The organism is Vibrio maerlii (genome assembly GCF_003415655.1).
GTDB lineage: Bacteria > Pseudomonadota > Gammaproteobacteria > Enterobacterales > Vibrionaceae > Vibrio > Vibrio maerlii.
Genome location: NZ_QRHC01000004.1, coordinates 279,628 through 304,866, shown reverse-complemented (window position 1 = coordinate 304,866; position 25,239 = coordinate 279,628). Strand labels below are relative to the sequence as shown.

Sequence of the window (25,239 nt, the reverse complement as noted above, 5' to 3'; positions counted from 1 at the left end):
TGCAGCTTTTTTTGTTTTTAAGGAGTCTTAAATTATTGTTTTTTAAAGCTGATGCTATATGTTAAATTTATGTCATCATAAAAAGCATAAAGTGAGACTGCAATGGAAAACAAAGTACTTGTTCTATTCGCCCACCCCTCTCAATCTCGCTCCGAAGTAAACCGTCCATTATTTAACGTTGCAAAAAACATGGATGGTGTCACAGCCGTTGACCTTTATGGAGAATACCCAACTTACAATATTAATATCGCTAAAGAACAACAGCGTCTTATTGATCATGATGTTGTCATTTTTCAATTCCCACTCTTTTGGTATTCGACCCCTGCCATTTTAAAAGAATGGCAAGATCTCATTCTAGAATATGGATTCGCCTACGGTCACGATGGAAAAGCGCTACACGGCAAGAAGTTTCTCTGTGCAATATCGGCTGGTGGCCCAAAATCCGCTTATCGTCCTGAGGGCAGTAACAACTATCCAATCGAAGATTTATTGCGACCACTTGAAAATATGGCAAGTTTGACGGGCATGACTTATCTAGCCCCATTTGCGCTATTTGGGGCTCGTACTGCTGTTGAAGATAATAAGCTGTCTCATCACATTGAGTCTTATGAAGAGGTCTTAAAACGCCTCGTGCAAGACCCTAGTGCATTTGATGATGTAGAGATTACTTCAAACCTAGCGACGTATATCGATCAGCTTCCGGAGGAACTATGACCGGTTATTTCTTACAAGCATTTATCTACCTTATCGCTGCTGTCATTGCAGTGCCAATTGCTAAACGACTTGGCTTAGGCTCAGTTCTTGGTTACTTAATTGCCGGTGTGGTTATTGGCCCAGTTATTGGGCTTGTAGGTGATGAAACGACGACGATTCAACACTTTGCTGAATTTGGCGTGGTTATGATGCTGTTCCTAGTTGGTTTAGAGTTAGAACCGAAAATGCTATGGGCAATGCGCAATCGCCTCATTGGGCTAGGTGGCTTGCAAGTTGGTGGTACAACTGCAGCGGTAATGGGCATCGCGATGCTATTTGGTCAGCCTTGGAATATCGCTCTAACTATTGGTTTGATCTTCGCCCTGTCGTCTACAGCTATCGTACTTCAAACTTTTAACGAAAAAGGTCTGAATAAAACTGAGGGTGGTCAAAACGCCTTCTCTGTTTTGCTGTTCCAAGATATTGCCGTGATTCCAATGTTGGCGTTTATCCCATTATTGGCTATCCCGGAGCTTGTAGAGGCCTCAAAAGCATTAGCGGATACTGCAAATGATCATCATGCCGAGCTGTCAATCGTGGCTCACTTACCTAGCTGGGCTTACGGCTTGGTTGTTGCGGGCTCAATTGCATTTGTTGTTATTGGTGGTCACTTCTTAAGCCGACCACTGTTCCGTTTTGTTGCAAGCTCAGGCTTACGCGAAATTTTCACAGCAACGGCATTGATGTTGGTTGTTGGAATTGCAGCATTGATGAGCTTGGTTGGCCTATCTCCTGCCCTTGGTACCTTCTTAGCTGGTGTTGTACTGGCAAACAGTGAGTTCCGTCATGAGCTAGAGTCGAATATCGACCCATTCAAAGGGTTATTGCTTGGTCTCTTCTTCATTACGGTAGGCGCTGGTATCGACTTTGGTATCTTATTCAATGATTTTGCACTTATCATCGGTCTCACTATTGGTGTAATGGTTCTTAAGGCAGCCGTTCTTTACGTATTAGCTCTGATCTTCCGCATTAAAGACAGTAACCGCTGGTTGTTTACACTCAGTCTTGCCCAGGCGGGTGAATTTGGTTTCGTACTACTGAGCTTTACCGTTCAAAACCATGTTCTACCTATCGATATCGCTCAAACATTATCCCTCGTTGTCGCACTATCGATGTTCTTTACTCCGGGTCTGTTTATTTTGTTCGATAAAGTGATTCTTCCTCGTTTTGAACAGAAGTCTAACGATCGTGAAGAAGATACTATCGAAGACAAAGGCTTAGTGATTATTGCGGGTATCGGTCGCTTTGGTCAGATTGTAAATCGACTATTGGTTACGAACAATATCCCAACGGTAGCCGTCGATTACCAAGCAGATCAGGTAGATAACATGCGTCGTATTAACACGAAAGCTTATTATGGTGATGCGAGTAAACCCGACCTATTACACACTGCGGGCATCGAACATGCGAAGCTGCTGGTCGTAGCTATCGATAACCAAGAAACAAGCATTGAGATGGTTAAGTATGTAAAACATACCTACCCACATGTGAAAGTTCTAGCGCGTGCATTCGACCGCGGACATGGTTACCTTCTTCGCCAAGCGGGTGCTGACATTATAGAATCTGAAACCTACCATTCAGCACTAGAACTTGGTGGTAAAGCGATGGTTGAAGTTGGTGTACACCCGTTCTCAGTAGAGCATAAGAAAACCATGTACAAGAATGTGGAAGATAAGAAGTCTGATCTACTCTATGAAGCTTGGGCTGAGGGTTCTGAAGGTGAGCGTTTCGATAACAACTACCGAGACTTGTTTATTCACTTGGAAGAGCACATTGCTGAAGCAATGGGTCGTGATCGTGGTGACAAACACTCAGTTACGGAGCGTGGTTGGACACCACCGCCTAAGAACTACGTTGACCACATTAAGGATGATGTGATTGACGCTTAAATCTAAATGCCAACACCCAGCATATGCTGGGTGTTTTGTTCTCAATAAACTATAAATCATCGTTAATAAGGTGGATAGGACGCCATTACAAATCGTGCATTAAGCTCATGTCTTTTTGGGTCACACTGACTCCTTTAATCTGCACATATACCTTTTGACCTATAGTGAGTTCAAGTTCGTCTAATGCCCAAGGTGTTATGTTCGCAAACAGAGGCTTCTTCTCGCCTACATCCAATGTCACCGACACACTCTTTTTGCCGTGCGAGATGGACGCTTCAATATCGCTAATAGTGGCTTTTAGGATATTACGAATTGAAGTTCGTTGTGGTGCATCTAACGTAACAGATACATCATTCGCCCGGATTTGGACACGTACCTTTGCCCCTTGTTCTGCGTCTATACCTTGAACCCACAGGGATGAGTTAGCTGTTAATGCAACTTGGGTTAATGCGTATTCTTCATGATGTTGTTGTACAACCGCTTCAAAGATACTGCTTTGTTCTGAGAACGATTGCCATGGGCGCATGAGCTTTGATGCCCATATATTTTCAATCGTATCCGACGCAGCGACTCTGCCATTTGCTAGTAATACCATATGATCGGCTAGGCGTAATACTTCACTTAGGCTATGTGTCACATACAGAATGGGGATCTCGACTTCCTGAGTGAGTTTCTCTAGAAACGGCATGACTTCTTTTTTTCGTGGCAAATCCAATGAAGCAAGTGGCTCATCCATAATCAAGATATCGGGCTTAGACAACAAAGCTCGAGCAATAGCAACGCGTTGTTGCTCGCCACCAGAAAGCGCATTGGGTTGTCGTTCAAGTAATGATTCAATACCCAGTAGTTTAGTTACACGTTCAAAGTACGATTGGTCAGCCTGCTTTACACCATAGTTCAAATTGCCCTTCACTGAATAATGAGGAAACAGTCTCGGCTCTTGAAAAACATATCCAATATTGCGCTTGTGTATCGGCACGTTAACGCTTGGTTTGTTACGTGTACCTTCTTGAACAAACAGTCGACGATCTTTAATTGAGACGACACCGCTGTCAGGCATATGTAAGCCACTAAAGAGCTTAATTAACGAAGTTTTGCCAGCACCTGAACGGCCAAATATAGCTGTAATACCTTTGCTTGGGATTGTTAAGTTGAAATCCATCCCACAATCACCAAACTGTTTTTGTACCTTTATTGTAATCATCCGTTTAACTCCTGACCAAGTCTACGTTTGACTCGTCTTGCCATCCATTCTGAGGCAAGGAGTGACGTTAGCGCTATAACAATAGAGATGATACAAAGGCGCGCCGCCTGCATTTCTGCACCTGGTGTTTCGATGTAGTTGAACATGGCCAGTGGGATGGTTTGTGTTTCACCAGGGATATTAGATACAAAGCTAATTGTTGCACCAAACTCACCTAGGCTCCTCGCAAAAGACAGCATAATACCTGTAATAACGCCGGGCAAAATCAGTGGCAGTGTAATAGTGAAGAATACTCTGATGGAAGAAGCGCCAAGAGTACGAGCTGCTTGTTGAAGTTTAAAGTCAACGCTGTCTAAGCTCAGACGAACAGATCGAACCATTAAAGGTAAAGAGACAACAATACAAGCCAACACCGCTCCTCTCCAACTAAAGCTAAATACCAACCCAAAGGTGTCGTACAACCAATCACCTAACCAGCCTCGCCTACCTGTAGAAATGAGAAGTAGATAACCAATCACCACTGGCGGTAAAACCAGTGGTAGATGAATGATGCTGTCTAGAATTTGCTTACCAAAGAATTGGCGAGTAGATAGGAGCCAAGCTAAAAAGATGCCGATGGGAAGAAGCCATAGCGTTGCATAGGCTGAAACCTTTAAGCTCAGTAGTAATGCATCAATCTCGTAAGGTGTTAACGTGATATCCATTAATTGATAGCTTTATCTGAATGGGTGGTCTTATTTGGGATAAGTTTTTTCATTGGGTTGATAGTACTAAACCCGTAAGACTGAAAAATTGATTGCGCGCGCTCTGAGGTCAAAAATTCAATAAAATCCTGAGTGTTTGAACTTAGTGTGACAGCAGCAATCGGGTATTCAATGCGATCATAATCATTTTGTGACAACGTAGCGTATGTCTGTACCCCATCTTCTTGTTTTGCATCCGTAGCATAAACTATCCCTAGTGGAACTTCCCCTCTTGCTACTAGCGCCAAAGCCATACGTACGTTTTTGGTTGGGGCTAACTGAGATTGTATAGACGGCCAAATACCTAGGTTGGATAATGCTTGTTTCGCGTACATACCAGCCGGAACAGAAGATGGCTCACCAATGGCCAATCTGTTCCCTTTTAGTGCATCTTGCCATGCCTGAACCGAGGATAGGTTGATAGAGTCAGGTTTATGCTCTGATTTACTGGCAATGACAACAAGTTCATTCCCAACAAGGGGCGTCACACGTTCACGAGCAATAATCTCTTCATCAACTAGATAATCCATCCAATGTTCATTCGCAGAAATATAAATATCGGCTGGTGCACCGAAGCTGATTTGACGAGCCAAGGAAGAAGAAGAGCCAAAGACGTTCGTGATCTCTACATCGGATTCTTGCTTGTACACAGTTGCTATCTCGTCCATGACGTTTGTCATTGATGATGCAGCGTAAACACGTAACGTATCTGCATGAACAAAGTGACTCACACATAGTACGGATGTGAACAAAATAGAGTGTTTAAATAGTTTTTTAAGGGATCGCACGTCGCGGATTTCTCTTTATCTTTCAAGCCATAACAATTTTAACTTTTATAGATTAAATAACAAATGAATAAATGAATGGAATATGAATAGCTGGCTCACCAGTAATTCAAACAGAGTGCGCTTTAATAGCCTTAACGAACACGAGGTGTGACTCTTAACCCTCACTAGATTACTTAAAAAAGGACAACATCATGAAAAAGACTGTTATCGCTATTGCTTCGACTCTAATCCTTGCTCCGACTCTTGCTCTTGCTGGAGGTAAGCATGATAAAGATCATTCCATTCAATACACAGGACCAATTGAAACAACTTCGGTAGCTACACTACTTGAAGACACAAGTATGTTTGCTGAAGTCGATAACGTGGCAATTGATGGCCAAATCATCAAGCAACTGTCAAAGGACGTGTTTGTGTTTAGCGACGGTAGCAACGAGATTCAAATCGACTTAGATGATGTACGTTTGAAAGCACCTTTAAATGCAGAGACAAAAGTACGTATATTCGGCGAATATGAAGGTGGCAGCACACCAGAAATCGAAGTTGACCATATTCAACTACTATAATCGATAATTATAACTTTGATTTATACAAAACGGCCTGCATTTTGCAGGCTTTTTTTGTATAGTCACTTTTTGCCGTTTTTATGGCACATCACACTTTTTTATGGGGTCATCATGCTTAACAAAGCATCAAAGGTAGCACTGCTCGCTAGTGCACTAGCTTTTTCCGGTTTCTCGCAAGCGAATAACTTTAATTACAATTACGGCGAAGTTCGAATCGGTGCTAGTCCCTCTTCTTTTGGTGGTGAGTTCAGCGCACTATTGACTCAGAACGCACACATGGTTCTACGAGCAAATACGCAAATGGACAACGATGCAGACTTAGCTGCCGGTGTTGGTTTTAACGGTCCTATGAGTCAATTTTTTGATATTACAGGTCAAATCTTAGTTCACTATGTCAACTACCCAAATGACGCTTCAGAAAGCAGTTCAGTAGAGACAGAGTTAAACCTTGGTGGACGTGTTTGGTTAACAAACCAAATTGAAGGGTCGATTAAAGGTGGTTTCATTAACGACCACTCTATTTTCGCCGCTGGTGCTCGTTTCCACTCAACTGAGCAACTGTCTCTATCTTTAGAGGCATACAATAATGGCCTATATGGTCCACAAGTTTCTATGACGGTACGCTTCCAACTTTAATTATTTAGAGTTGTTTTAGAATCTTAAAGTTACAAAAATGGCCTTCACTCTGAAGGCCATTTTTAAATCGAGGCTATGTTTTTCAAGAATTTACTTCTTAGGTTGAACGTACTTTCGACCAACATCTACGACTGCAATGTCACGGAAGAAGCTACGCCCAAGCAGCACTGGAAAAGTTAAGTGGCTACGATTCGCTAGAGTGAACTGAGTTTTCTCTTTCACTCCGCCGACTTCTATCCATGCGGTAATCACAGGACGACGTTCTGACTCATCAGAGCTTGATTGAACTATTTTGACCCAGCGATCGACAGGATAACTTAGCTCTTCACTTTTTAAGTCATCATGCTCAATGACAAACTTCACCCATTCTTTACCATCGCGTTCAAATTTAACCATCTCATTCACGCTGAGTGATGAGGTAGTTGCGCCTGTATCAATTCGCGCTTTGGTGGTCTTTTTGATGCTTGGAAGATAAACCCACTCTTGCTCACCTAAGATAAGTTTGCCGTCGGCAGTTTTCGTTGGAAGTGGTTTCGGTTTTGGAGGTTCGGGTTTTACCTCTGGCTCAGGCTCTGGTACTACTTCTGGCTCGGTAGGTTCTTCTGGCTCAACAGGCTCAACAGGCTCAACAGGAGTTTCTGGCTTTGGTTGTTCTATTTGTGGCTTCTCTTCTGGTTCAACTGGTTGTTCACCAGTGGTTGAACATGCCATTAAGCCACCGCTCAAAATAACTGGAATCACAAACTTCCATTTACTCATATAACTTCCCCAACATACTTCTTATTTGACTTCTTATTCACGAGCTAGACTTCATAAGTCGAGCTCGTGATCAGATTATTTTGCTACTGCGTTGATTGCTTGCGCGACGAAAGGAATATGACTTTCAGACAAACCAGCGATGTTGATACGACCATCCCCTACGCCATAAATTCCATATTCTTCACGTAGTTGCGCCATTTGCTCTTGTGTAAAGCCTAGCACAGTAAACATGCCTTTGTGATTTTCAATGAAATCAAATTGCGATGTATTGTGAGTATTTCGTAGTTCACTACAAAGCGTTTGGCGAAGACTCAGTAAGCGCTGCTGCATCTCACTCAACTCTTGCTTCCATGTTAGAGTTAACGTTTCATCTTGTAGGATAGTTTTAACAAGTGCAGCGCCATGATCTGGTGGCATTGTGTAAGTAGAACGAGCTAGTGTTAGGATCTTGCCCTTTGCATTGTTCGCTTCATCTTGGTTGTTACCGATGACAATCGCAGCACCAGTACGTTCGCGGTACAAGCCAAAATTCTTTGAGCATGAAGTGGTAATCAACATTTCTTCAACGTTATCAGCCATAAACTGTAGGCCTTTAGCGTCTTCTTCTAAGCCATCACCAAAGCCTTGGTACGCAATGTCGACAAATGGAGTGAAGCCATTCTGTTGTGAAAGTTTAGTTATTTCTTGCCATGCAGAAAAATCAATGTCGGCACCTGTTGGGTTGTGGCAACAACCGTGTAGGAGAACAACATCTTTTGGACCGGCATGCGACAGATCTTCGAGCATACGAGCGGTATCGACTTGCTTCGTCTCAGTGCTGAAGTAAGAGTAGTATTTTACTTTGAGACCAGCAGCTTCCATCACAGGCTTATGGTTCACGTAACTTGGATTCGAAATCCAAACGGTCGTCTCAGGTTGCGCGACCTTCATAAGATCCCCAAGCATACGAAGTGCACCACTTGCGCCAGGTGTCTGTACCGCTGAAACACGACTTTCCGCTGAAGTGCCCTTTAGCAAAAGATCAATCATGCTTTGGTTGAACTCTTCACAACCAGCTAAGCCAACATAAGCCTTTGATTTTTGGTGTTCAACGACAACATCTTGAGCTTGTTGGACGGCCTTCATTATTGGTGTTTCACCTTGGCTATTTCGGTATACACCAATGCCTAGGTCAACTTTGTTATCGCGAGGATCGTTACGGTATGCAACGGATAGAGAGATGATTGGATCTAAAACTGGTTTTGGTAACTGTGAGAACATGAAAGTCACAACCCTTTGAAATTCAAGTAATGACCCTCAAGTTACCATTATGTTATCTATTAGCGAAGAAATAATTGAGTTAGATAAAAAACTCGATGCTGATTGATTGCAGATTAATCGATTTGGTCACATTTAAAGGTATGAATGACCTGATTCGAACTCCCACGCCATTTTAAGCTTGGGTCATAAAACTCTTGTTCAAATCGACCATCAATCAAGGTATCGATATAAGTAACGACTTCTTGTTGTTCTTTGCTTAGCTCTGATAACTCGTATCCAGTCCACATCCAGATGTCTTTTCCTGGGCACTCTTCTCTAACTCGTTTTACTAATCTAAGCACATCTCCCACATTGGCAGGATGCAATGGGTCACCACCAGACAGAGATAAACCCCGTTTTTTAATACGTGTGTCGTTTAAATCCGCAATGATGTGATCTTCCAACTCTTGAGTAAAATGATGACCAGAATCCAGACGTTGGGTTGATTGGTTATAACAACCGCGGCACTGGTGTACACAGCCAGATACAAACAGTGTGCAACGCGTACCAGGGCCATTTACAACGTCAATTGGATGATATTGGTGATAGTTCATATCTTTACTCTTAAGTGTGAGCTTACGCCCTTAGATAAGTAACCCGACTCATTGAGCCGGGTTATTATGAAAACAAGTTATTAGTTAACGTTTATGGAGTTATAGGTGTTTAACTCGACGCTTCACTTCTTCTTGTTTACCGAAGTTAAAAGGTCGTGCATCAGGGCTGCCAAGATAACCACAAACACGACGAGTTACTGATACTTTGGTCGAGTCGTGGTTACCACATTTCGGGCAGGTAAAGCCCTTACTCGTACAATCAAACTCACCGTTGTAACCACACTCATAACATTCATCAATGGGTGTGTTGGTTCCGTAATATGGCACTCGGCTGTAACTGTAATCCCACACGTTTTCTAGCGCTTCGATGTTATTCTGCATGTTTGGGAATTCTCCGTAACAGATAAAACCACCGCTAGAGATGTGAGGATAAGGCATCTCAAAGTCGATTTTATCGTATGGGTTAACCTTCTTTTGCACATCTAAGTGGAAGCTGTTCGTGTAGTAACCACGATCCGTTACGCCTTCAATCACGCCAAACTCTTTGGTGTCGATGCGGCAGAATCGGCTACATAGGTTCTCACTTGGTGTACCGTATAGGCTAAATGCATAACCTGTTTCTGCAGTCCAGCTATTTACGGCTTCTTTCATGTGTTCAACGATTGCCAATGCTTTTTCACGCAACTCTGGTGCATCGTAAACATGGTCTTCACCGCTGAACAATGCAGTAATTGTCTCGTGGATACCAATGTAGCCAAGAGAAATAGAAGCACGGCCGTTTTTAAAAATGTCAGCAATCGAGTCGTCAGCATTGAGACGAACACCACACGCTCCTTCCATGTATAGGATAGGAGCAACACGAGCTTTCACATTTTCTAGGCGACTAATGCGAGTCTCAAGCGCACGACGAGCAAGTTTCAGTTTCTCATCAAGTAGAGCGTAGAATTTTTCTTCGCTACCCTTTGCTTTAATCGCGATACGCGGAAGGTTGAGACTTACAACACCTAAGTTGTTACGACCTTCGTGAATCAACTCACCGTTTTCTTCGTAGGTGTTCAGGAAGCTACGGCAACCCATTGGGGTCTTAAATGAACCCGTTACTTCAACCACTTTGTCGTAGTTTAGGATATCTGGGTACATGCGCTTAGATGCACACTCAAGTGCCAGTTTTTTGATGTCGTAGTTTGGATCTTGCTCTTTGTGATTTAAGCCATCTTTGATAGCGAAAACAAGCTTAGGGAATACCGCTGTTTTACGGTTTTTACCTAGACCTGCGATTCGGTTCTTCAAGATAGACTCTTGAATCAGTTTCGACGCCCAGCTCGTACCAAGACCAAAACCAAAAGTAACAAACGGAGTTTGACCATTTGCTGTGTGAAGTGTGTTTACTTCATACTCAAGAGATTGGAATGCGTCGTAACACTCTTTCTCTGTGCGGGCCATTGCGAAACCTTCAGGGTTATGAATGTCCCACTCTTTTGCGATTTCTAAATGTTTGTTGTAGCTCGTCAGTACGTAAGGTTCCAGTACCTCATCGATACGGTTGATGGTTGTACCGCCGTAGATATGGCTCGCAACTTGCGCAATAATTTGTGCAGTTACTGCTGTCGCTGTTGAAATTGATTTTGGCGTATCAATCTCAGCGTTACCCATTTTAAAACCGCGCGTTAGCATGCCTTTCAGATCGATAAGCATACAGTTAAACATCGGGAAGAATGGCGCGTAGTCTAGATCATGGTAGTGAATATCACCTTCTTCATGAGCTTGAACGATATCGCGCGGTAAAATGTGTGTTTTCGCATAGTGTTTTGCAACGATACCAGCAAGTAAATCGCGTTGAGTAGGGATTACCTTGCCATCTTTGTTCGCATTTTCGTTGATGAGATCAACGTTGCTCTCTTCAATAAGGCCCTCAATTTCTTGAGTTAGAGCACTCTGTTTTTCACGCGCGATATCACGGTCATGACGGTATTCAATGTAAGAACGCGCCAGTGACTTGTAAGGACCTTGCATCAACTCGTTTTCAACTAGGGTCTGGATATCATTGATGTGCACTTCATCGTGATCTTTTAGCTGCAGCTCAACTGCTAACGCGACATTTAACGCGTAGATAGCAATTTCTTTATCTGCTTGCTCTGAAGCGGCTTCCACTGCTGCTTGAATACGATCCCTGCTAAACGGAGCTCTTGAGCCGTCTCGCTTGATTACGATTGGTTTCACCTTTTCTCCTTACCCCAGAATACTCACAGACTTATCCACAAATACACTATATAGGGCGAATTATTGTTCTACTGACACTACATATTGTGGCCGTATTAAACGAAAAGCACCAATGAAAAGTAATGATCTAGATCAATAAAGTCGGAGCATCGAACAAGAACGACACGATCTTCTAGCCAGCTTCTCACTTCTTAATTTAAAAATGAAAATCATGAAATTGAGATAAATTTGGTTGCAATTTTTTAAAGCCTGATAGGATATAGGCTAACGGTGTTTTGTAGGAATTATTTGATGAGTCACAGAATTTTGCACGCTCTCACTTTTGGGTTAGGTCTACTATTTTTTAGTTTTAGTACCGCAGCAGATCCTACTGTTGTTGCCACATGGAACATCGAATGGCTTGCGTCCGGTAGCAACCACCGTATCGAAGAAGCGAATAGAACCGACGAAGATTACCAAGTCCTTGCCAAAGAATTTGATAAGCTAAATCCCGATGTATTAGCTTTCCAAGAGGTGAATGATGTTGACGCTTTGAGGCGTATCGTGGGAAATGAATATCAAATCTATCTATCTGATCGCTCAACGAGTAAGTATCATCATATACAATTTAAAGACTTGAACCAGTACACTGGTTTCGCCATACGCAATGGCATTGAGTATGTGCAACATGCTGATTTCAGACTGCTCAATGACTCGCAGAGCAAACTTCGATTTGCATCCTATATGGTAATTGAAGCAAATACGTCAGAACCTATCCATGTGGTATCCGTTCACTTAAAAGCAGGCTGTAGCGGCGCTTTTAAATCCAATCGAAGCTGTAGCATACTGCGCGAACAAGGCAGCGTGTTAAATGATTGGATTAAACAGCGCGAAGCAAAAAGACAACAATATATAGTGCTTGGTGATTTCAATCACAACTTAAGCTACCCAAATGACTGGTTTTGGAACGTGATGACTAAGCAGACAAAGGCAGATTTGGCTACGCGCAATACTGATGTGAAGTGTAAAGTTCGTTCGAACAAGAACCCAAATCGAACACATCAATTTAGAAGTCTTATCGACCATATCGTTATCGGTGGGAATATTAAAGCATACAGTGTTGCCCAACAGGTTTTTCCTGTTGAGCATGTGCTGAACTATAAGTTAAGTGACCATTGCCCAGTTAAGGCTAAAGTACATTAATGGAAATAAAGAGAAGTAGACTACTGTAGTGTCTTTTTAGCCATGAGAGAGCCAAAAATCATTGCCAATATAAAGAGATATATAGATAGATTTCCATAAAAAGCACTTGCTAGTGCAGGACCTGGGCAGATACCACTCACTCCCCACCCCAATCCAAATAGCGACGCGCCTGCCAGTAGCTTTTTATCAATCACAGAATTAGTTGGTAAACATACTTCTTCTCCGTCTAGCGCGCGTTTTCGCTGCTTGATAACTAAAAAGTAACTTGGCATGAAAACAGCAATCGCACCGCCCATTACAAAAGCTAAACTCGGGTCCCAATTACCTGAAAAATCAAGGAAGTTGATAACATTAACTGGATCTGTCATGCCAGAAACCGCCATGCCTAATCCAAACAGTAAGCCACTCAACAATGGAATTAATCGATACATGGTTAGCTCCTAGATCAAATGAAGTCGAATGAAGACGGTGACTGCAGCAACAGCCATAAAGGTCAATGTCGCTACAATAGAACGTTTGGAAAGTCTTCCCATTCCGCAGATACCATGCCCACTGGTACAGCCGTTTCCGATACGAGTTCCGATTCCAACCAATAAACCAGCCACCACAAAAGTGAGCATTGAAGTTTGTTCAAATTGCGGAATAGCTAAATCAAGCAGAGGAATTGCTACTCCTCCACCTACTAATAGACCGATTAAAAAAAGAGCTCGCCAAGAGCGGTCGCCAGAAGTGTTGGCAAGTAATCCGTTTAGCACGCCGCTAATGCCTGCCACTTTTCCGTTGAATAAAAGTAAAAGTACCGCAGAGATACCAAGTAAGATCCCACCAAACAATGAAGACCAAGGAATCACTTCAAACATAACAGCCTCTAATTTCTACAAAATACGCGGTATAAACTATCAACAATGATGTTGACCCGTTCATCGCTCAATGAATAGTAAACGTGCTGAGATTCTTTCCTAGCTCGAATAATATTGTGTTTACGTAATACAGTGAGATGCTGAGAAAACGCAGATTGACTCAAGCTAGATAACTGTTGTAACTCACCCACACCTAACTCCCCTTTTGCGAGTTGGCATACAACCAGTAATCGCTCTGGGTGAGCAATCAACTTAAGTAAATCAGCAGCCTCTATCGCATTGTCTTGCATTTCATCAATGGTCATTTCCATGTTTGTCTCCTCATGGTTCCATTTTATATTAGAGTTAAATATAAATTAGTCAATGCTAAATTAGTAATTTAATATTTAGGTAAATTAACATTAGACAATGCTAATTTAATGTGGTGGTATAGAAACAGTTTGAATCATTACAGAGCGTAAAAATGACTAAGATCCTAATTATTGGCGGTGTAGCCGGTGGTGCGTCCGCTGCGGCAAGAGCGCGTCGTTTAAGTGAAGATGCTGAAATTATCATGTTTGAGCGAGGGCCTTTTGTATCGTTCGCTAATTGTGGTTTGCCCTATCACATTGGAGGTGACATTCAGGAACGAAGTAAACTATTACTTCAAACTCCAGAGAGTTTTTTAGCTCGTTTTAATGTCGATGTACGTGTCATGAATGAAGTTACTTCAATAGATCGTTCAAACAAACAGGTAACCGTTTCTAATCTAGTAGATGGAACAAACTACGTTGAATCATACGATTTTCTACTCCTAAGCCCAGGTGCAGCGCCAATCGTGCCGTCTATTCCGGGCATTGACAATCCACTGACTCATTCACTACGCAACATTCCTGATATGGATAAGATTATCCACACTATTGGAATGAACAAACCAAAACACGCAACAGTCGTCGGTGGTGGTTTTATTGGCCTAGAGATGATGGAAGCTTTGCATCAACTAGGGATTGATACTTCGCTTATCGAGCTTTCTGATCAAGTGATGACACCAGTTGATCGTGAAATGGCAGGCTTTGCCCACCAAGAAATCCGCGACAAAGGTATCGACTTACGCCTTGGTGTGGCGCTAGAAGCTGTCGAGTTTAAAGCTAACCAAACTATTGCTAATGAAGAAGCAGGCGAAAAAGCCCACCAACAGCACCTTATCGGTAGCCTAGATCTAAAACTCAGTGACGGCGAATTCTTAGAGACAGAGCTTTTGATCATGGCGATAGGTGTTCGTCCAGAAACAAGTCTTGCGCAAGATTCAGGGTTGAAAGTTGGCGAGCTTGGCGGTATCTGGACCACTGATACGATGCAAACCAGTGATCCTGCTATCTATGCTGTCGGTGACGCAGTTGAAGAGAAAGACTTTGTCACGGGCAAGCAAACATTAGTACCACTAGCCGGCCCAGCAAACCGCCAAGGGCGCATGGCAGCTGATAACATGCTTGGACGTAATGAAAGCTACCAAGGAACCCAAGGCACAGCAATTTGTAAGATTTTCGACCTTGCTGTTGCATCTACGGGTAAAAACGAGAAACAACTTCAACGTGAAGGCATCGCGTGTGAAAAAGTGTATATACATACAGCTAGCCACGCAAGCTACTACCCAGGCGCTGAAACAGTGTCATTCAAAATGATGTTTGACCCGAAAACAGGCAAAATCCTCGGTGCTCAAGCGGTTGGTAAAGATGGCGTCGATAAACGCATCGACGTAATGGCAGTTGCACAACGTGCTGGCATGACAGTTGAGCAACTTCAGCATCTTGAACTTACTTATGCGCCACCATTTGGATCAGCGAAAGATGTCATCAACCAAGCGGCCTTTGTGGCAAGCAATATCATTAAGGGCGACTCTACCGCGATTCACTTTGATGAAATGGACTCTCTGACTGACGAGCAAGTCTTGCTAGATGTTCGTAATCCAGGTGAACTAGAAAGTGTTGGTTACATAGAAGGTGCAATCAATATTCCTGTGGATCAACTTCGTCATCGAATGAACGAACTTCCGAAAGACAAAGAGATTGTTATCTACTGCCAAGTTGGGTTACGTGGTAACGTGGCTTATCGTCAACTAGTGAATAATGGTTACAAGGCGAGAAATTTAATCGGTGGATATCGAACTTATAAGTTTTCACGTGCTTAGAAGCATACAATAACTGTTGTATAAGCGTAGATTTTGGCATCTATCGGGCTTAAGGAATCAAAGCAGAAAAGTGGGCTTTCAAACTTTGTATTGAAAGCCCTAGTTTGTTTTAAGACGTGACCAAGATTCGACGTGGCCTTAATCTCGCTAAGGATTTGTTCAAAACTTTCAAGAAGAAGGCTTTGTAATAGCTATTGGCATACGCTTCACTTTGGCTATGAATGTAATGAACGATGTTGTCCGCGGTAAGTACCTTCTCGTTGAGCCAACGCTCAATTTCAAGCTTTGCTTTAGCCTCAAAGACCTCAAAATCATCTCCAAATACTTCCTGTGCTTTCATAATGATATGCGAGCCTTGTTTAGCACATTCGAAATAATAACGGTAATCGATAGGTCTTAATTTTCTAGATTTGAAGTCTTCATAGAGTTTAATCGCTCCACTTTCAAACTCATCCGCTTGAATTTTCTTAACAATGTTCGGCTGCTGGCTGAATACCACTTTAGCCATACCAAACCGGTCACTTCTTTTATTTGCGTAAAATTCTTGTATCTTATGATGAAGCTCTTCTTCAGTACGGATCTCTCCAGAGTTGTATTGACGTCTTAATAATTTGAGTTCTTTAACTGCCATAATATTATTCTCCGTAGGGTTTGATATTAATTATGCATGTAATTACGACTATTAAGGTGATGGAGTTCAAGCTTGGGTAATTATTTCTTTTATCTATTTACACCTATCATCAAGAACACCAGTTTCCCTAGGTGTTTGAATCTCTACAGTGTGATATAAACCATTGATATTAAAGCCAAACTGCAGCTCCATGCTAGAATAACTTAGAATTTAGAACTAATGTAACTATCAAACCAATATGTAACATTTTGTTAGGTTTATTATACAGGTGTTCCATTCATCCAAATTATTAAAAAATACAATTCAACGGGTAATTAATATTTAATTTGCATTTACTCCATTTATATTAAGTAACCATATTTTATCTAAGTGATCCAAGCCAAATTTAGAGAAAATATATTATTATAAGTTTCATTATTTGAACCGGTAAAACTTAATAACTAATACAAAATGATATTTTGATAATAGAGCATGTTTTTTAAGTAAGTAAGGAGTCTCTAATGTTTAGTCTTCATTTAGCGCTGCTACTCATCGTTATATTTGTTGGTATTAGGTATGGAGGTGTTGCATTCGGCCTACTCGGTGGTATGGGCGTCACTATTATGGGCGTCTTTTTTGACGTACCTGCAGGTTCCCCACCCGTTTCAGTGATGCTGATAATCCTAGCTGTCGTTGCAGCGTCTGCAACGCTAGAGGTCACTGGCGGTCTTAACTTATTGGTTAAGTTGGCTGAAAAGATACTAAGGAAAAACCCTGACCGTATCGTGTACTTGGCCCCGATTACGACTTGGAGCCTAACTGCCCTAGTTGGTACTGGTCATTCAGTTTATCCATTGTTACCGGTCATCTACGATGTAGCGTATTCCAAAGGAATTCGACCTGAACGTGTCATGCCAATGAGCACAGTTGCAAGCCAAATGGGTATCACTGCTTCTCCACTGAGTGCTGCGGTGGCGGTTATGGTAACAGCTTCTTTCAACGAATCGTGGGGTATTGGACTAGGGTCAATCCTTGCGGTGACCATCCCTGCAACGTTTGTTGGCGTTCTTGTCGGTGCCACTATCTCTTTGAAAAAAGGGAAAGAGCTTGAGTTTGATGATGAGTTTAAGAAGCGTTGTGAAGACCCTGAATTTAGAGCGAACCTAGTTTCAGAAGCTACAACAACCGAGCAAGCTCCCGAAGAGAAAAAAATTGCTAAGCGAGGATTATCAATTTTCCTCAGTGGCATTGCAGTATTGGTTACTGTCGCTTTATTTGGTATGAACTTGTTGCCCGCAGGGACAAGCTTAGGCGTTGTTATTCAAATGCTCATGTTGACAGTGGGTGCAGTTATTCTAATGTCTTGTAAGGTAGATACGAAGAAGATTGTGCGTTCAAATGTCTTCATTGCCGGAATGAGTGCGCTGGTCACTATTTTTGGTATTGCATGGCTTTCTGACACAATCATATCTCACCACAAAGAATATATTATTGAGTCGCTGGGCGATGTAATTAGTCTGTACCCGTGGATGTTTGCGCTTGCGCTCGCCTGTGCTTCAGCATTCATCAAATCTCAAGCAGCATGTTTAACCGCTCTACTACCACTCGGAATCAGCCTAGGTATCGACCCTGCAGTGCTGGTTGGTATTATTCCGGCTTGTTATGCGTACTTTTTCTTCCCGTTCTATCCAAGCGATCTGGCAGCTATCGAGTTTGACCGAACCGGTACGACAAGAATCGGCAAATATGTACTCAACCACAGCTTCATGATTATTGGTTTAACGAGTGTTGCTTCAGCCACCTTTGTTGGTTACCTCATATCAATGGCCATTAACTAACGTTAAACAGCCACAAGGATAAAAAAGCCGCTCATAGTAATATGAGCGGCTTTTTTGTGAGAGCTAATCTAGGAATAAAGCTCTAACTTGGTATGTCTCATCAAGAGCTAGGCTTGGGGACGATTTTTACAGTGTGCAATCGCTTGTTCAATCAGCTCTAGTGCAGATTTATCACATTCAGGTAGCTGTGCGTCACTTTCTTTAACTGGTGTCACACGCTCTCCCCATTTTAGGTGACCAGCACCCCAGGTTAAACCAGCCCCAAACGCAGCCAGCAAAATGTCATCATTTGGATTAACTTTGCCCTGCTCTACCGCTTCACTGATCGCGATAGGCACAGTTGCTGCTGATGTGTTGCCGTAATTTTGGATGTTAACAAAAGCTTTTTCCTGTGGGATACCGGACAGGTCACACAAGGTTTGGATAATACGGATGTTGGCTTGGTGTGGAATCACAACATCAATCTTTGAGGTGTCTAATTGACTCTTCGCAAGTACAGTTTGCGCAGCAGCCCCCATGCCTTTTACAGCACGCTTAAAGATCTCACGACCTTCAAAATTGAAGTCGAAGTAACCGTTGTCCGCTGCAAAACGTTCCATTGATGTACCAAATTTTGGTACTGATAGAATGTCGCGACCTTCTGAATCACAGCCAATTTTCGCTTCTTGCAGACCTACTTGCTTGTCGGTGCGTGACAGCACAACCGCACCAGCGCCATCACCAAATAAAACCGCCGTATCGCGTTGAGTCCAATCAATGAAGAAAGAAAGACGCTCAGCGCCAATGACAACGGCATGACGGTAGTTACCCGCTTGAATCAAGCGAGTCGCGGTTTCTAAGCCGTAGACGAAACCCGTACACGCTGCATTCAAGTCAAAAGCCGCACAGCTGCTTAAGCCAAGGTTCTGTTGTACTTTAGATGCTGTGTTTGGGATAAGTGAATCTGGTGAACACGTAGCAACAATGATTAAATCGATATCAGTCTCGTCGATACCTGCACACGCGATTGCGCGCTTTGCGGCAACGGTTGCGAGCTCTGAGGTATTTACGTGGCTAATTCGGCGAGAAGCGATACCTGTCCTTGGGCGGATCCATTCATCAGATGTATCTAAAAAGGTAGATAGGTCATCATTTGATAGTACTGCAGGTGGTAAGCATTTACCCCAGCCGGTGATTTCAGCGAAAACATTATTCATTGTGTTGCTCTTATATTGTCTTTGTTTATTTCGCAGTATACGCTCATCTTTTCGATCTTATAAGGTCGTGATGAAACCAACGACTAATAAATAAACAATCCTAAGAAAGTAACTAATATGTCTTCATTCAAAACACGCTGTCCTTCTTGTAAAGGGCTAAATAGAATCCCGTCTGAACGTGCTAATGAGTCTCCACTCTGCGGCAAGTGTAAATCAAAGTTGTTAGATGGCGCACCTATAGAAGGTACTGCAGAAAACCTTACCGCTTTGTTGTCTAGTAACACGCCGATCGTTATCGACTTCTGGGCACCATGGTGCAACCCATGTGTCGGTTTTGCTCCAGTATTTGAACAGACAGCCGATGAACGTAGTGGTCAAGTAAGATTTATGAAAGTGGATACTGAGGCACAGCAACAACTGGCTGCACAGTATCAAATTCGTAGTATCCCAACCGTAATGGTGTTTAAAAACGGCCAAAAGGTCGACATGATTAATGGTGCACTACCAAAAGGTCAATTTGACCAATGGTTAAACGCGGCGTTAATGAAGTAGTTGAAGCTGCTATCTACACCGGTTTAATGGTTGGTGTAGATAGACGCCGAAAACTTCGCGCTATAGGGATCAATGTCAATTCGGTCCTTAATACGAATAACGAGTACCGAAGTGGATTGGTATTCTTGATTGGTCATTAAGGTCAGAGGCTGACAAATGACGTCCACCACATAAGCTTTATGGTGTTTGGCGAGACTACTAATTATCGAGCGACACTGGGTTCGTTGCTTTTTCTCATTCGATTTATAAATCCATTGCTGAACATTGCTTGAACGGTCATCTAGATTATTGATGTACAAGTCTATTGGTTGGCCGTGTATTTTCTCCTCTGCAAATCCCAACCAGTGCTCTGCTGCCGGATTGATATAGCGAATCACCCCCTCTTTATCAACTGTGATGATTACATCACCAATTGCGTCAACCAACAGATTACTGAAATTGTTTTGCTCTGCCATACTGCTATACATTGAAGCAAAACTTTCATGCAGGTTTTTCAGCTCTTTCGGGAGCGAAGCGCTGTCTAGATCTTCCTTTTGACCCGTATGCGTTTCAACATCGGTGATCGTGTCCACATGTTTGAATGTTGGCTTTACGATTTGATTCCATATTGATTGCCAACTAAACCACGAGATCAACAATAGGCTAATTAGAATAAAGCCAAAGAAAAACATTGGACTAAAGAGTTCATAGCTATCAAGGTGAATACTGACGGCTAAATCAGCAGGCTGAACTCGTCCTGAATCTAAAATGGTTGAGTATTCAACCACCATAGTGTTCGGTTCATGTCTTATATTACTTGCAACAAGTTTATAGCCCTTGGTATAGCTAATCTGAGTAACGCGCAGGCTGGCTGATTTATGAATGAGTTCAATCTTCTGCCCCAACCGCTCGCTTAAATTCAACAGTAATTCATTTCCAGCCTCCTTGAACAAGGTGACTTGAACAACTCGATTTTCAGGAGTTACGATCAATTCACTTGAATAAAGAAAGACTCGACCCTCAATGAAGTCTACACCTGTATCTCTACGAGCCTTAAATGGAGAGGTATCGATAGATTGATGCAATGGAAGCAAGGCATCCAACATCGCTTCGCCTAACACAGCTTCGCCATACAACAGCGCTCCGTGTTGGTCTTGAACTATCACTGCTGAAGGTTTGGAATAATGTGTCTGTTGTAAAGACTGTAAGAGCGGTTGACTATCATTTTTTTTCGAACTGAAATCAATATATTGATTGTCTGCAATATCGAATATAGCTGAGTGCAAGTTATCAAACTCAGCACGAATCAGGCTCAAAGCATGAACTCGATAAATTTCAGCTACTGTCGATATCCAATGTTGACGCTCGAAGTAATACATACTGCCTGCACCAACCCCAACCACCAGCAATGCTAATGCTCCGTATTGCACGAGGAGAGCTCGCAGCCCCTTAATTATCGAAATAGGTCTATTTGTCATTAAGATACACCTAGCGCTGCTCGATAAGTTTCGACTTCTTGCCCTAACACTTGCAGGGCTTGGCAAATAAAGTCCACGCGCTCTTGGGCTGATTCTAGGCTTCCTTTTGCACTTTCATGCTCTAACGCTTTAGCCGTTTCTGATAAAGCGCTGTTACCGAGATATAGAGCACTTCCTTTGATCCTGTGTGCCGTATCTTTCAAGTGATTTGTATCGGCACTTGCTAGAACTGTTTGGAGTTCTTGAATGTCTCTCTGATATGCACTAATAAAGCTATCTAATATTTCTGCTGCTATCTCTTCGTCATCTCCACTCATTGCTAGAACATGAACAGGGTCGAACGGTTCTATTTCTGGAATAGGACTTGAAGGTTCGCCTTCATGATTTGTGAGTTCAGTCAGGAGGTCGGTCAATGCAATGTCACTTGCTTCTGATTCTACGTCGAATAACCCATCGCTTTGTATGTCATCAAAACCTTGATTCAAAAATGCTTCAAACTCGTCTTCGAAGTTTTCTGTAGAGTCTTCGTCAGTCGCTTCCAGGAAGCTGTTTAGGTCATCAAGAAGGTTTTGATCATGCTCACTCAAAGCAGTGTTCGAGTCATGGTTTTGATCGATAGTTTCAAACATGTCTTCATAAGGATCGTCAATCGTTTGAGCTTCATCGGATATTAGATCTGCTTGTTTATTTGCGCCTTGAGAAAGAAGCTCAAACGCACCCTCCTCATTGTCATCCCACACAGAGGTAACCATATTGGGACTTAGGCTCGCTTGAAACTTCGCATCGATATCAGACTCGGTTAAGACGATGTCCTCTTGCACCGACTCTGTTTCAAAATCACTCAACCAACTGAGGTCTTCATCGATGAGTGCGTTGTAGTCACCACTAAACTCTTCTGTTAGCCAATCTACAGGAACCTGTTGATCTCCTTGAACGTTTTCCTCTCGTAGCCCATCTTCATTATCAGAACTATTCGCATCCAACCAATCTGTCAATGAATTCGGGCTCTGTGAGAAATCAGACATGTCAGTATGTGTGGTAACAGCAGCATCACGAAGCTTACTCTCCAGTATGTCCATCGGACATGGTTTAGAGATGTAATCATCAAAGCCAGCATCTTTACAACGTTTCGCCGCACCACTTAATGCATCCGCAGTAATCGCGATTAAATAAGGAGTATTGTTCTTGCGATTCTTTGATAGTTCCCCAGCAAGCGCAAAACCATCCATTTCGGGCATATGGCAATCTGATAACACAATGTCATAAGTTGGGTCAGCAAGAAATTTTTCGTGTGCTATTTTACCGTTTTCAGCCTCATCGAAGTTAACGCCAAGACGCTTCAATTGACCGCCAATGACTTTGCGGTTTACTTCGTTGTCTTCCGCGAATAGAACCTTAAGTTGGCCAAGTTCTTTAACCTCATTGTTGTTTTCTTCAAGCTGAGTATCTGTCACGACCATCTGCTCGTTGCTGTTATCCAAAACCAAAGGAAGCGTGATGCTAAACAATGAACCATGATCGACAACAGATGACACTCGAATATCACCACCCATTTCGGAAATGATCTCTTTACAGATACTTAAACCCAAACCAGTCCCACCAAACTTACGGGTAATGTCACCATCAGCTTGTACAAACGGGTCAAATAGTGAGTTGAGTTTATCTGTTGGTACACCAATTCCACTGTCACGCACGTGAAATCCAATAAGGTCTACACGCGTACCATCTTCCGTCACCTTATATTCTTGCGTAATCAATTGAGCGCTTAGCTCGATATAGCCTTTTTGGGTAAACTTAACGGAGTTAGAAACCAGGTTATTTAAAACTTGCATCAAACGAGTGGAATCACACAAGTAAGCATGTTGCAGGTGACTATCCATGCGGCTCGTCATTTCAAGGTTCTTAGCATTCGCTTTATGTTTAAAGTTGCCAATAACACTCGTTAAAAGTGTGCTGATATCACATGTCATCGACTCCAAAGTCAGCTTACCCGCATCCATTTTGGAAAAATCGAGAACATCGTTTAGTAGTGCCATCAGGTTTCGAGCGGACCCGTTTAACGTCTGCAGCAAGTCCGCTTGTTCTTTATCAAGTTTGGTAAAAGAGATTGCTTCTGCCATACCAAGTACACCATTCATTGGTGTCCGAATTTCGTGACTCATTCGCGCTAAGAAATCGGATTTCGCAAGCGTCATGTCTTCGGCTTCTCGTTTAGCTTGTTCAGCTTCCTTAAGTGCGCGCTCAAGTGATTGTTGAACATTGTTTCTTTTATTCAACTGATAACGGTGGAAAGTGAACAAGAAGAGCATGAAGATCGCCACAAATGCTGTCGCAACAAGGATGTTCTTGTAGAGCTTCCTCACTTTCTCAGACTCTTCGGCTAGAAATAGGTTACGCTTCCAGTACGCTTGCATATCCTCTTGATAGTCTTCGCCAAGCGCGAAGATCCCTAAATTCAGCAGATCTATCCAGTTCAACTCATGTTTCGCTAACGCTAATCGCGGAAGAAACTGACTATGAAAGTCATTGGCTTTATGCAGGTCAAGAACATGCAGATCTTCTTGGTTGATAATATATGCACTCTTGAGAAGTTTACCGATATAAGCATCAGCGTTACCCTCTGCAACCGCCACAATCGCATCTTTAGCAGTATCGACATAGATTACAGGATTGTTTTTAAGCTTTTCGCTTACTAATTCGTTTTCATAAAAGCCACGAACAGATGCAATCCGCTTCCCTTCAAGCTCTTCTAGCGAGTACACATCTTGTTCACTAACAATAGCTAAACTTGAAGAATCTACGTGGGTAGTAAAACTCAGCGTACTTTCACGTGCGTCTGTTTGGTAGATGCCAGGGAATACGTTGATTTTACCCGAATTAACAGCGTCTAATGCATCTTGAAATGAATGAAAAGCGACCGGTTTAAACGTAACCCCCAATGATTTTTGGAGATCACGCATGATGTCCGTCATGTAGCCTTCATAGTAAAAGTCTTGGCTTATAAAGTAAGGCTCTTCTCCCTGAATTAGGTGTGCGTATGTCATCACTGGTGTTTGTGTCACAAGGCTTTCTTGTTCAGGCGTTAAGTTAGTTAAGTAACTGCCAACCAAGTGACGGTAGGATATATTCTGCGTTGAAATCTCGGAGGTAAAAAATGAGTCTACGACTTCTTTATCAATATGACGAATTCCCCGGTTAACAGCCTCTAGTAATTCAAAGTTTTCTTCTTTAACGACGGCACGTACCAGTATCTGCTGATCGTTGGCGACTTTAACGAACTTGGTGTGATGGTTGGATCGCACTAGCGCTTCATCAAAGTCTACGGTGTTCCAACTGTAGATATAGTCAACTTCGTGCGCCCGCGTAATGATGTTACTGATAATAGGGTTATGAGCGGCAACATCTAGTTGTTCATTGAGTGTATTTGGATAGACACCAAGGGGTAAATTTAAGGCTATTTGGGGTTCAGCTGTCGAGGGGTTGAGGCTTTTATACAAAATACCCTGAAACTCGATATAAGGGATTGAATATTGAAATTTGAATCGTCTTGATTCCTTAAAAGCCGATAGCGCGATGATATCGACCTCCCCAAGCTCTAATGCAAGTAAGAGATTTTCTTGAGTGTCATCAAGAAACTCGATATTAAAGTTATTCTGCTTTCCCCAGTAATTCCAATAACTTGTTAAGCCGCCTATGAAATCATCCCGTTCACTATCAGAAAGATAGTTGGTTCCCTTTTCACGACTAGACATACCGATGACAATAGTCTGCCCATTCGACTTTTCGGCATTAGATATTGAGTCACTGGCAATTGAAGTGTTAAGTACGAGTAGGAATAGCCATGTCGTAACGAGACTCCCTATTTTAACCATAGATTTATAATTCAATTGCACAGTCATCAAACTCAGAATATTTATCAGTATTTGATACAGTATATTTTGTTTTAACACGCACTTCTGTTCTTTAGGG

At 42.5% G+C, this 25,239-nt stretch carries 22 protein-coding genes; 8 read left to right on the top strand and 14 right to left on the bottom strand.

Annotated elements, in window-relative coordinates:
* Positions 1–102: 102 nt before the first annotated feature.
* Complete coding sequence (locus DPF91_RS08835) at positions 103–714, top strand: NAD(P)H-dependent oxidoreductase (RefSeq protein WP_117234042.1); 612 nt, start codon at positions 103–105, stop codon at positions 712–714.
* A complete protein-coding gene (locus DPF91_RS08830; protein WP_117234041.1) occupies positions 711–2,642 on the top strand; it encodes a monovalent cation:proton antiporter-2 (CPA2) family protein in 1,932 nt (643 codons plus the stop codon). The genes DPF91_RS08835 and DPF91_RS08830 overlap by 4 nt, the downstream gene beginning before the upstream one ends.
* An 85-nt stretch (positions 2,643–2,727) precedes the next feature.
* On the opposite strand, the gene modC is transcribed toward DPF91_RS08830, so the two are convergent.
* The 3 genes from modC to modA are packed head-to-tail and all read right to left on the bottom strand — an operon-like array spanning position 2,728 to position 5,377.
* On the bottom strand, positions 2,728–3,846 hold the full coding sequence (modC, locus tag DPF91_RS08825) for a molybdenum ABC transporter ATP-binding protein ModC (protein WP_117234040.1): 1,119 nt from the start codon (positions 3,844–3,846) through the stop codon (positions 2,728–2,730).
* Positions 3,843–4,544, bottom strand: a complete 702-nt coding sequence (modB, locus tag DPF91_RS08820; protein WP_164684118.1) for a molybdate ABC transporter permease subunit — start codon at positions 4,542–4,544, stop codon at positions 3,843–3,845. Before modB ends, modC begins: the two co-directional genes overlap by 4 nt.
* 5 nt (positions 4,545–4,549) lie before the next feature.
* Positions 4,550–5,377 (bottom strand): molybdate ABC transporter substrate-binding protein, encoded by an 828-nt coding sequence (gene modA / locus DPF91_RS08815; RefSeq protein ID WP_117234038.1) that lies wholly within the window; start codon positions 5,375–5,377, stop codon positions 4,550–4,552.
* A 191-nt stretch (positions 5,378–5,568) separates the two neighbouring features.
* Here modA and DPF91_RS08810 point away from each other — a divergent pair, with 191 nt between their 5' ends.
* Both DPF91_RS08810 and DPF91_RS08805 read left to right on the top strand, forming a co-directional pair.
* Positions 5,569–5,940, top strand: coding sequence for a YgiW/YdeI family stress tolerance OB fold protein (locus DPF91_RS08810; RefSeq protein WP_117234037.1), 372 nt, complete (start codon positions 5,569–5,571; stop codon positions 5,938–5,940).
* Positions 5,941–6,051: 111 nt separating this feature from the next.
* The gene (locus DPF91_RS08805; protein ID WP_117234036.1) at positions 6,052–6,576 is read left to right on the top strand and encodes a hypothetical protein; all 525 of its coding nucleotides are present in this window, start codon (positions 6,052–6,054) and stop codon (positions 6,574–6,576) included.
* A 90-nt stretch (positions 6,577–6,666) separates the two neighbouring features.
* On the opposite strand, the gene DPF91_RS08800 is transcribed toward DPF91_RS08805, so the two are convergent.
* The 4 genes from DPF91_RS08800 to nrdD form a co-directional block, all read right to left on the bottom strand.
* Entirely contained in the window at positions 6,667–7,335 is a 669-nt protein-coding gene (locus DPF91_RS08800; protein ID WP_117234035.1) for an ATP-dependent zinc protease family protein, read from the bottom strand.
* A gap of 75 nt (positions 7,336–7,410) precedes the next feature.
* Positions 7,411–8,595 (bottom strand): amino acid aminotransferase, encoded by a 1,185-nt coding sequence (locus tag DPF91_RS08795; protein WP_164684105.1) that lies wholly within the window; start codon positions 8,593–8,595, stop codon positions 7,411–7,413.
* Between the two features lie 113 nt (positions 8,596–8,708).
* Complete coding sequence (nrdG, locus tag DPF91_RS08790) at positions 8,709–9,188, bottom strand: anaerobic ribonucleoside-triphosphate reductase-activating protein (protein WP_117234033.1); 480 nt, start codon at positions 9,186–9,188, stop codon at positions 8,709–8,711.
* A gap of 99 nt (positions 9,189–9,287) precedes the next feature.
* The gene (nrdD, locus tag DPF91_RS08785; protein ID WP_117234032.1) at positions 9,288–11,408 is read right to left on the bottom strand and encodes an anaerobic ribonucleoside-triphosphate reductase; all 2,121 of its coding nucleotides are present in this window, start codon (positions 11,406–11,408) and stop codon (positions 9,288–9,290) included.
* Positions 11,409–11,699: 291 nt separating this feature from the next.
* Between nrdD and DPF91_RS08780 the strand changes: the two genes are divergently transcribed.
* Positions 11,700–12,590 (top strand): endonuclease/exonuclease/phosphatase family protein, encoded by an 891-nt coding sequence (locus DPF91_RS08780; protein ID WP_117234031.1) that lies wholly within the window; start codon positions 11,700–11,702, stop codon positions 12,588–12,590.
* 20 nt (positions 12,591–12,610) lie between these two features.
* On the opposite strand, the gene DPF91_RS08775 is transcribed toward DPF91_RS08780, so the two are convergent.
* Genes DPF91_RS08775 through DPF91_RS08765 form a run of 3 tightly spaced genes read right to left on the bottom strand, consistent with a single transcriptional unit; the run spans position 12,611 to position 13,755 of the window.
* Positions 12,611–13,021, bottom strand: coding sequence for a YeeE/YedE family protein (locus DPF91_RS08775; RefSeq protein WP_117234030.1), 411 nt, complete (start codon positions 13,019–13,021; stop codon positions 12,611–12,613).
* A gap of 9 nt (positions 13,022–13,030) precedes the next feature.
* Positions 13,031–13,450 carry a YeeE/YedE family protein gene (locus DPF91_RS08770; RefSeq protein ID WP_117234029.1) on the bottom strand — a complete coding sequence of 140 codons (420 nt, stop codon included), beginning with the start codon at positions 13,448–13,450 and terminating at the stop codon, positions 13,031–13,033.
* 8 nt (positions 13,451–13,458) lie between these two features.
* A complete protein-coding gene (locus tag DPF91_RS08765; RefSeq protein WP_420855591.1) occupies positions 13,459–13,755 on the bottom strand; it encodes an ArsR/SmtB family transcription factor in 297 nt (98 codons plus the stop codon).
* 158 nt (positions 13,756–13,913) lie between these two features.
* Between DPF91_RS08765 and DPF91_RS08760 the strand changes: the two genes are divergently transcribed.
* Positions 13,914–15,617, top strand: a complete 1,704-nt coding sequence (locus DPF91_RS08760) for an FAD-dependent oxidoreductase (protein WP_117234027.1) — start codon at positions 13,914–13,916, stop codon at positions 15,615–15,617.
* 109 nt (positions 15,618–15,726) lie between these two features.
* Here the strand turns inward: DPF91_RS08760 and DPF91_RS08755 are convergent, their stop codons facing one another.
* Positions 15,727–16,248 carry a hypothetical protein gene (locus tag DPF91_RS08755; protein WP_117234026.1) on the bottom strand — a complete coding sequence of 174 codons (522 nt, stop codon included), beginning with the start codon at positions 16,246–16,248 and terminating at the stop codon, positions 15,727–15,729.
* 500 nt (positions 16,249–16,748) lie between these two features.
* Here DPF91_RS08755 and DPF91_RS08750 point away from each other — a divergent pair, with 500 nt between their 5' ends.
* Entirely contained in the window at positions 16,749–18,065 is a 1,317-nt protein-coding gene (locus tag DPF91_RS08750) for an anaerobic C4-dicarboxylate transporter (RefSeq protein ID WP_117234025.1), read from the top strand.
* A 107-nt stretch (positions 18,066–18,172) separates the two neighbouring features.
* Here DPF91_RS08750 and DPF91_RS08745 read toward each other — a convergent pair whose 3' ends face one another.
* Positions 18,173–19,261, bottom strand: coding sequence for a ketoacyl-ACP synthase III (locus DPF91_RS08745; RefSeq protein ID WP_117234024.1), 1,089 nt, complete (start codon positions 19,259–19,261; stop codon positions 18,173–18,175).
* A gap of 117 nt (positions 19,262–19,378) precedes the next feature.
* On the opposite strand from DPF91_RS08745, the gene trxC reads away from it, so the two are divergent.
* Positions 19,379–19,813, top strand: coding sequence for a thioredoxin TrxC (trxC, locus tag DPF91_RS08740; protein ID WP_117234023.1), 435 nt, complete (start codon positions 19,379–19,381; stop codon positions 19,811–19,813).
* A 23-nt stretch (positions 19,814–19,836) separates the two neighbouring features.
* Here the strand turns inward: trxC and DPF91_RS08735 are convergent, their stop codons facing one another.
* Both DPF91_RS08735 and DPF91_RS08730 read right to left on the bottom strand, forming a co-directional pair.
* Positions 19,837–21,222 carry a PAS domain-containing protein gene (locus DPF91_RS08735; protein ID WP_164684103.1) on the bottom strand — a complete coding sequence of 462 codons (1,386 nt, stop codon included), beginning with the start codon at positions 21,220–21,222 and terminating at the stop codon, positions 19,837–19,839.
* 47 nt (positions 21,223–21,269) lie between these two features.
* Positions 21,270–25,142 carry an ATP-binding protein gene (locus tag DPF91_RS08730; RefSeq protein ID WP_164684101.1) on the bottom strand — a complete coding sequence of 1,291 codons (3,873 nt, stop codon included), beginning with the start codon at positions 25,140–25,142 and terminating at the stop codon, positions 21,270–21,272.
* Positions 25,143–25,239 lie beyond the last annotated feature (97 nt).

What these genes read in the sequence shown, in the direction of transcription:
- DPF91_RS08835 (WP_117234042.1), top strand. Translation starts at nt 103, where the DNA reads ATGGAAAACAAAGTACTTGTTCTATTCGCCCACCCCTCTCAATCTCGC.
- DPF91_RS08830 (WP_117234041.1), top strand. Translation starts at nt 711, where the DNA reads ATGACCGGTTATTTCTTACAAGCATTTATCTACCTTATCGCTGCTGTC.
- modC (WP_117234040.1), bottom strand. Translation starts at nt 3,846, where the DNA reads ATGATTACAATAAAGGTACAAAAACAGTTTGGTGATTGTGGGATGGAT.
- DPF91_RS08810 (WP_117234037.1), top strand. Translation starts at nt 5,569, where the DNA reads ATGAAAAAGACTGTTATCGCTATTGCTTCGACTCTAATCCTTGCTCCG.
- DPF91_RS08805 (WP_117234036.1), top strand. Translation starts at nt 6,052, where the DNA reads ATGCTTAACAAAGCATCAAAGGTAGCACTGCTCGCTAGTGCACTAGCT.
- DPF91_RS08800 (WP_117234035.1), bottom strand. Translation starts at nt 7,335, where the DNA reads ATGAGTAAATGGAAGTTTGTGATTCCAGTTATTTTGAGCGGTGGCTTA.
- DPF91_RS08795 (WP_164684105.1), bottom strand. Translation starts at nt 8,595, where the DNA reads ATGTTCTCACAGTTACCAAAACCAGTTTTAGATCCAATCATCTCTCTA.
- nrdG (WP_117234033.1), bottom strand. Translation starts at nt 9,188, where the DNA reads ATGAACTATCACCAATATCATCCAATTGACGTTGTAAATGGCCCTGGT.
- DPF91_RS08780 (WP_117234031.1), top strand. Translation starts at nt 11,700, where the DNA reads ATGAGTCACAGAATTTTGCACGCTCTCACTTTTGGGTTAGGTCTACTA.
- DPF91_RS08775 (WP_117234030.1), bottom strand. Translation starts at nt 13,021, where the DNA reads ATGTATCGATTAATTCCATTGTTGAGTGGCTTACTGTTTGGATTAGGC.
- DPF91_RS08770 (WP_117234029.1), bottom strand. Translation starts at nt 13,450, where the DNA reads ATGTTTGAAGTGATTCCTTGGTCTTCATTGTTTGGTGGGATCTTACTT.
- DPF91_RS08765 (WP_420855591.1), bottom strand. Translation starts at nt 13,755, where the DNA reads ATGACCATTGATGAAATGCAAGACAATGCGATAGAGGCTGCTGATTTA.
- DPF91_RS08760 (WP_117234027.1), top strand. Translation starts at nt 13,914, where the DNA reads ATGACTAAGATCCTAATTATTGGCGGTGTAGCCGGTGGTGCGTCCGCT.
- DPF91_RS08755 (WP_117234026.1), bottom strand. Translation starts at nt 16,248, where the DNA reads ATGGCAGTTAAAGAACTCAAATTATTAAGACGTCAATACAACTCTGGA.
- DPF91_RS08750 (WP_117234025.1), top strand. Translation starts at nt 16,749, where the DNA reads ATGTTTAGTCTTCATTTAGCGCTGCTACTCATCGTTATATTTGTTGGT.
- DPF91_RS08745 (WP_117234024.1), bottom strand. Translation starts at nt 19,261, where the DNA reads ATGAATAATGTTTTCGCTGAAATCACCGGCTGGGGTAAATGCTTACCA.
- trxC (WP_117234023.1), top strand. Translation starts at nt 19,379, where the DNA reads ATGTCTTCATTCAAAACACGCTGTCCTTCTTGTAAAGGGCTAAATAGA.
- DPF91_RS08730 (WP_164684101.1), bottom strand. Translation starts at nt 25,142, where the DNA reads ATGGTTAAAATAGGGAGTCTCGTTACGACATGGCTATTCCTACTCGTA.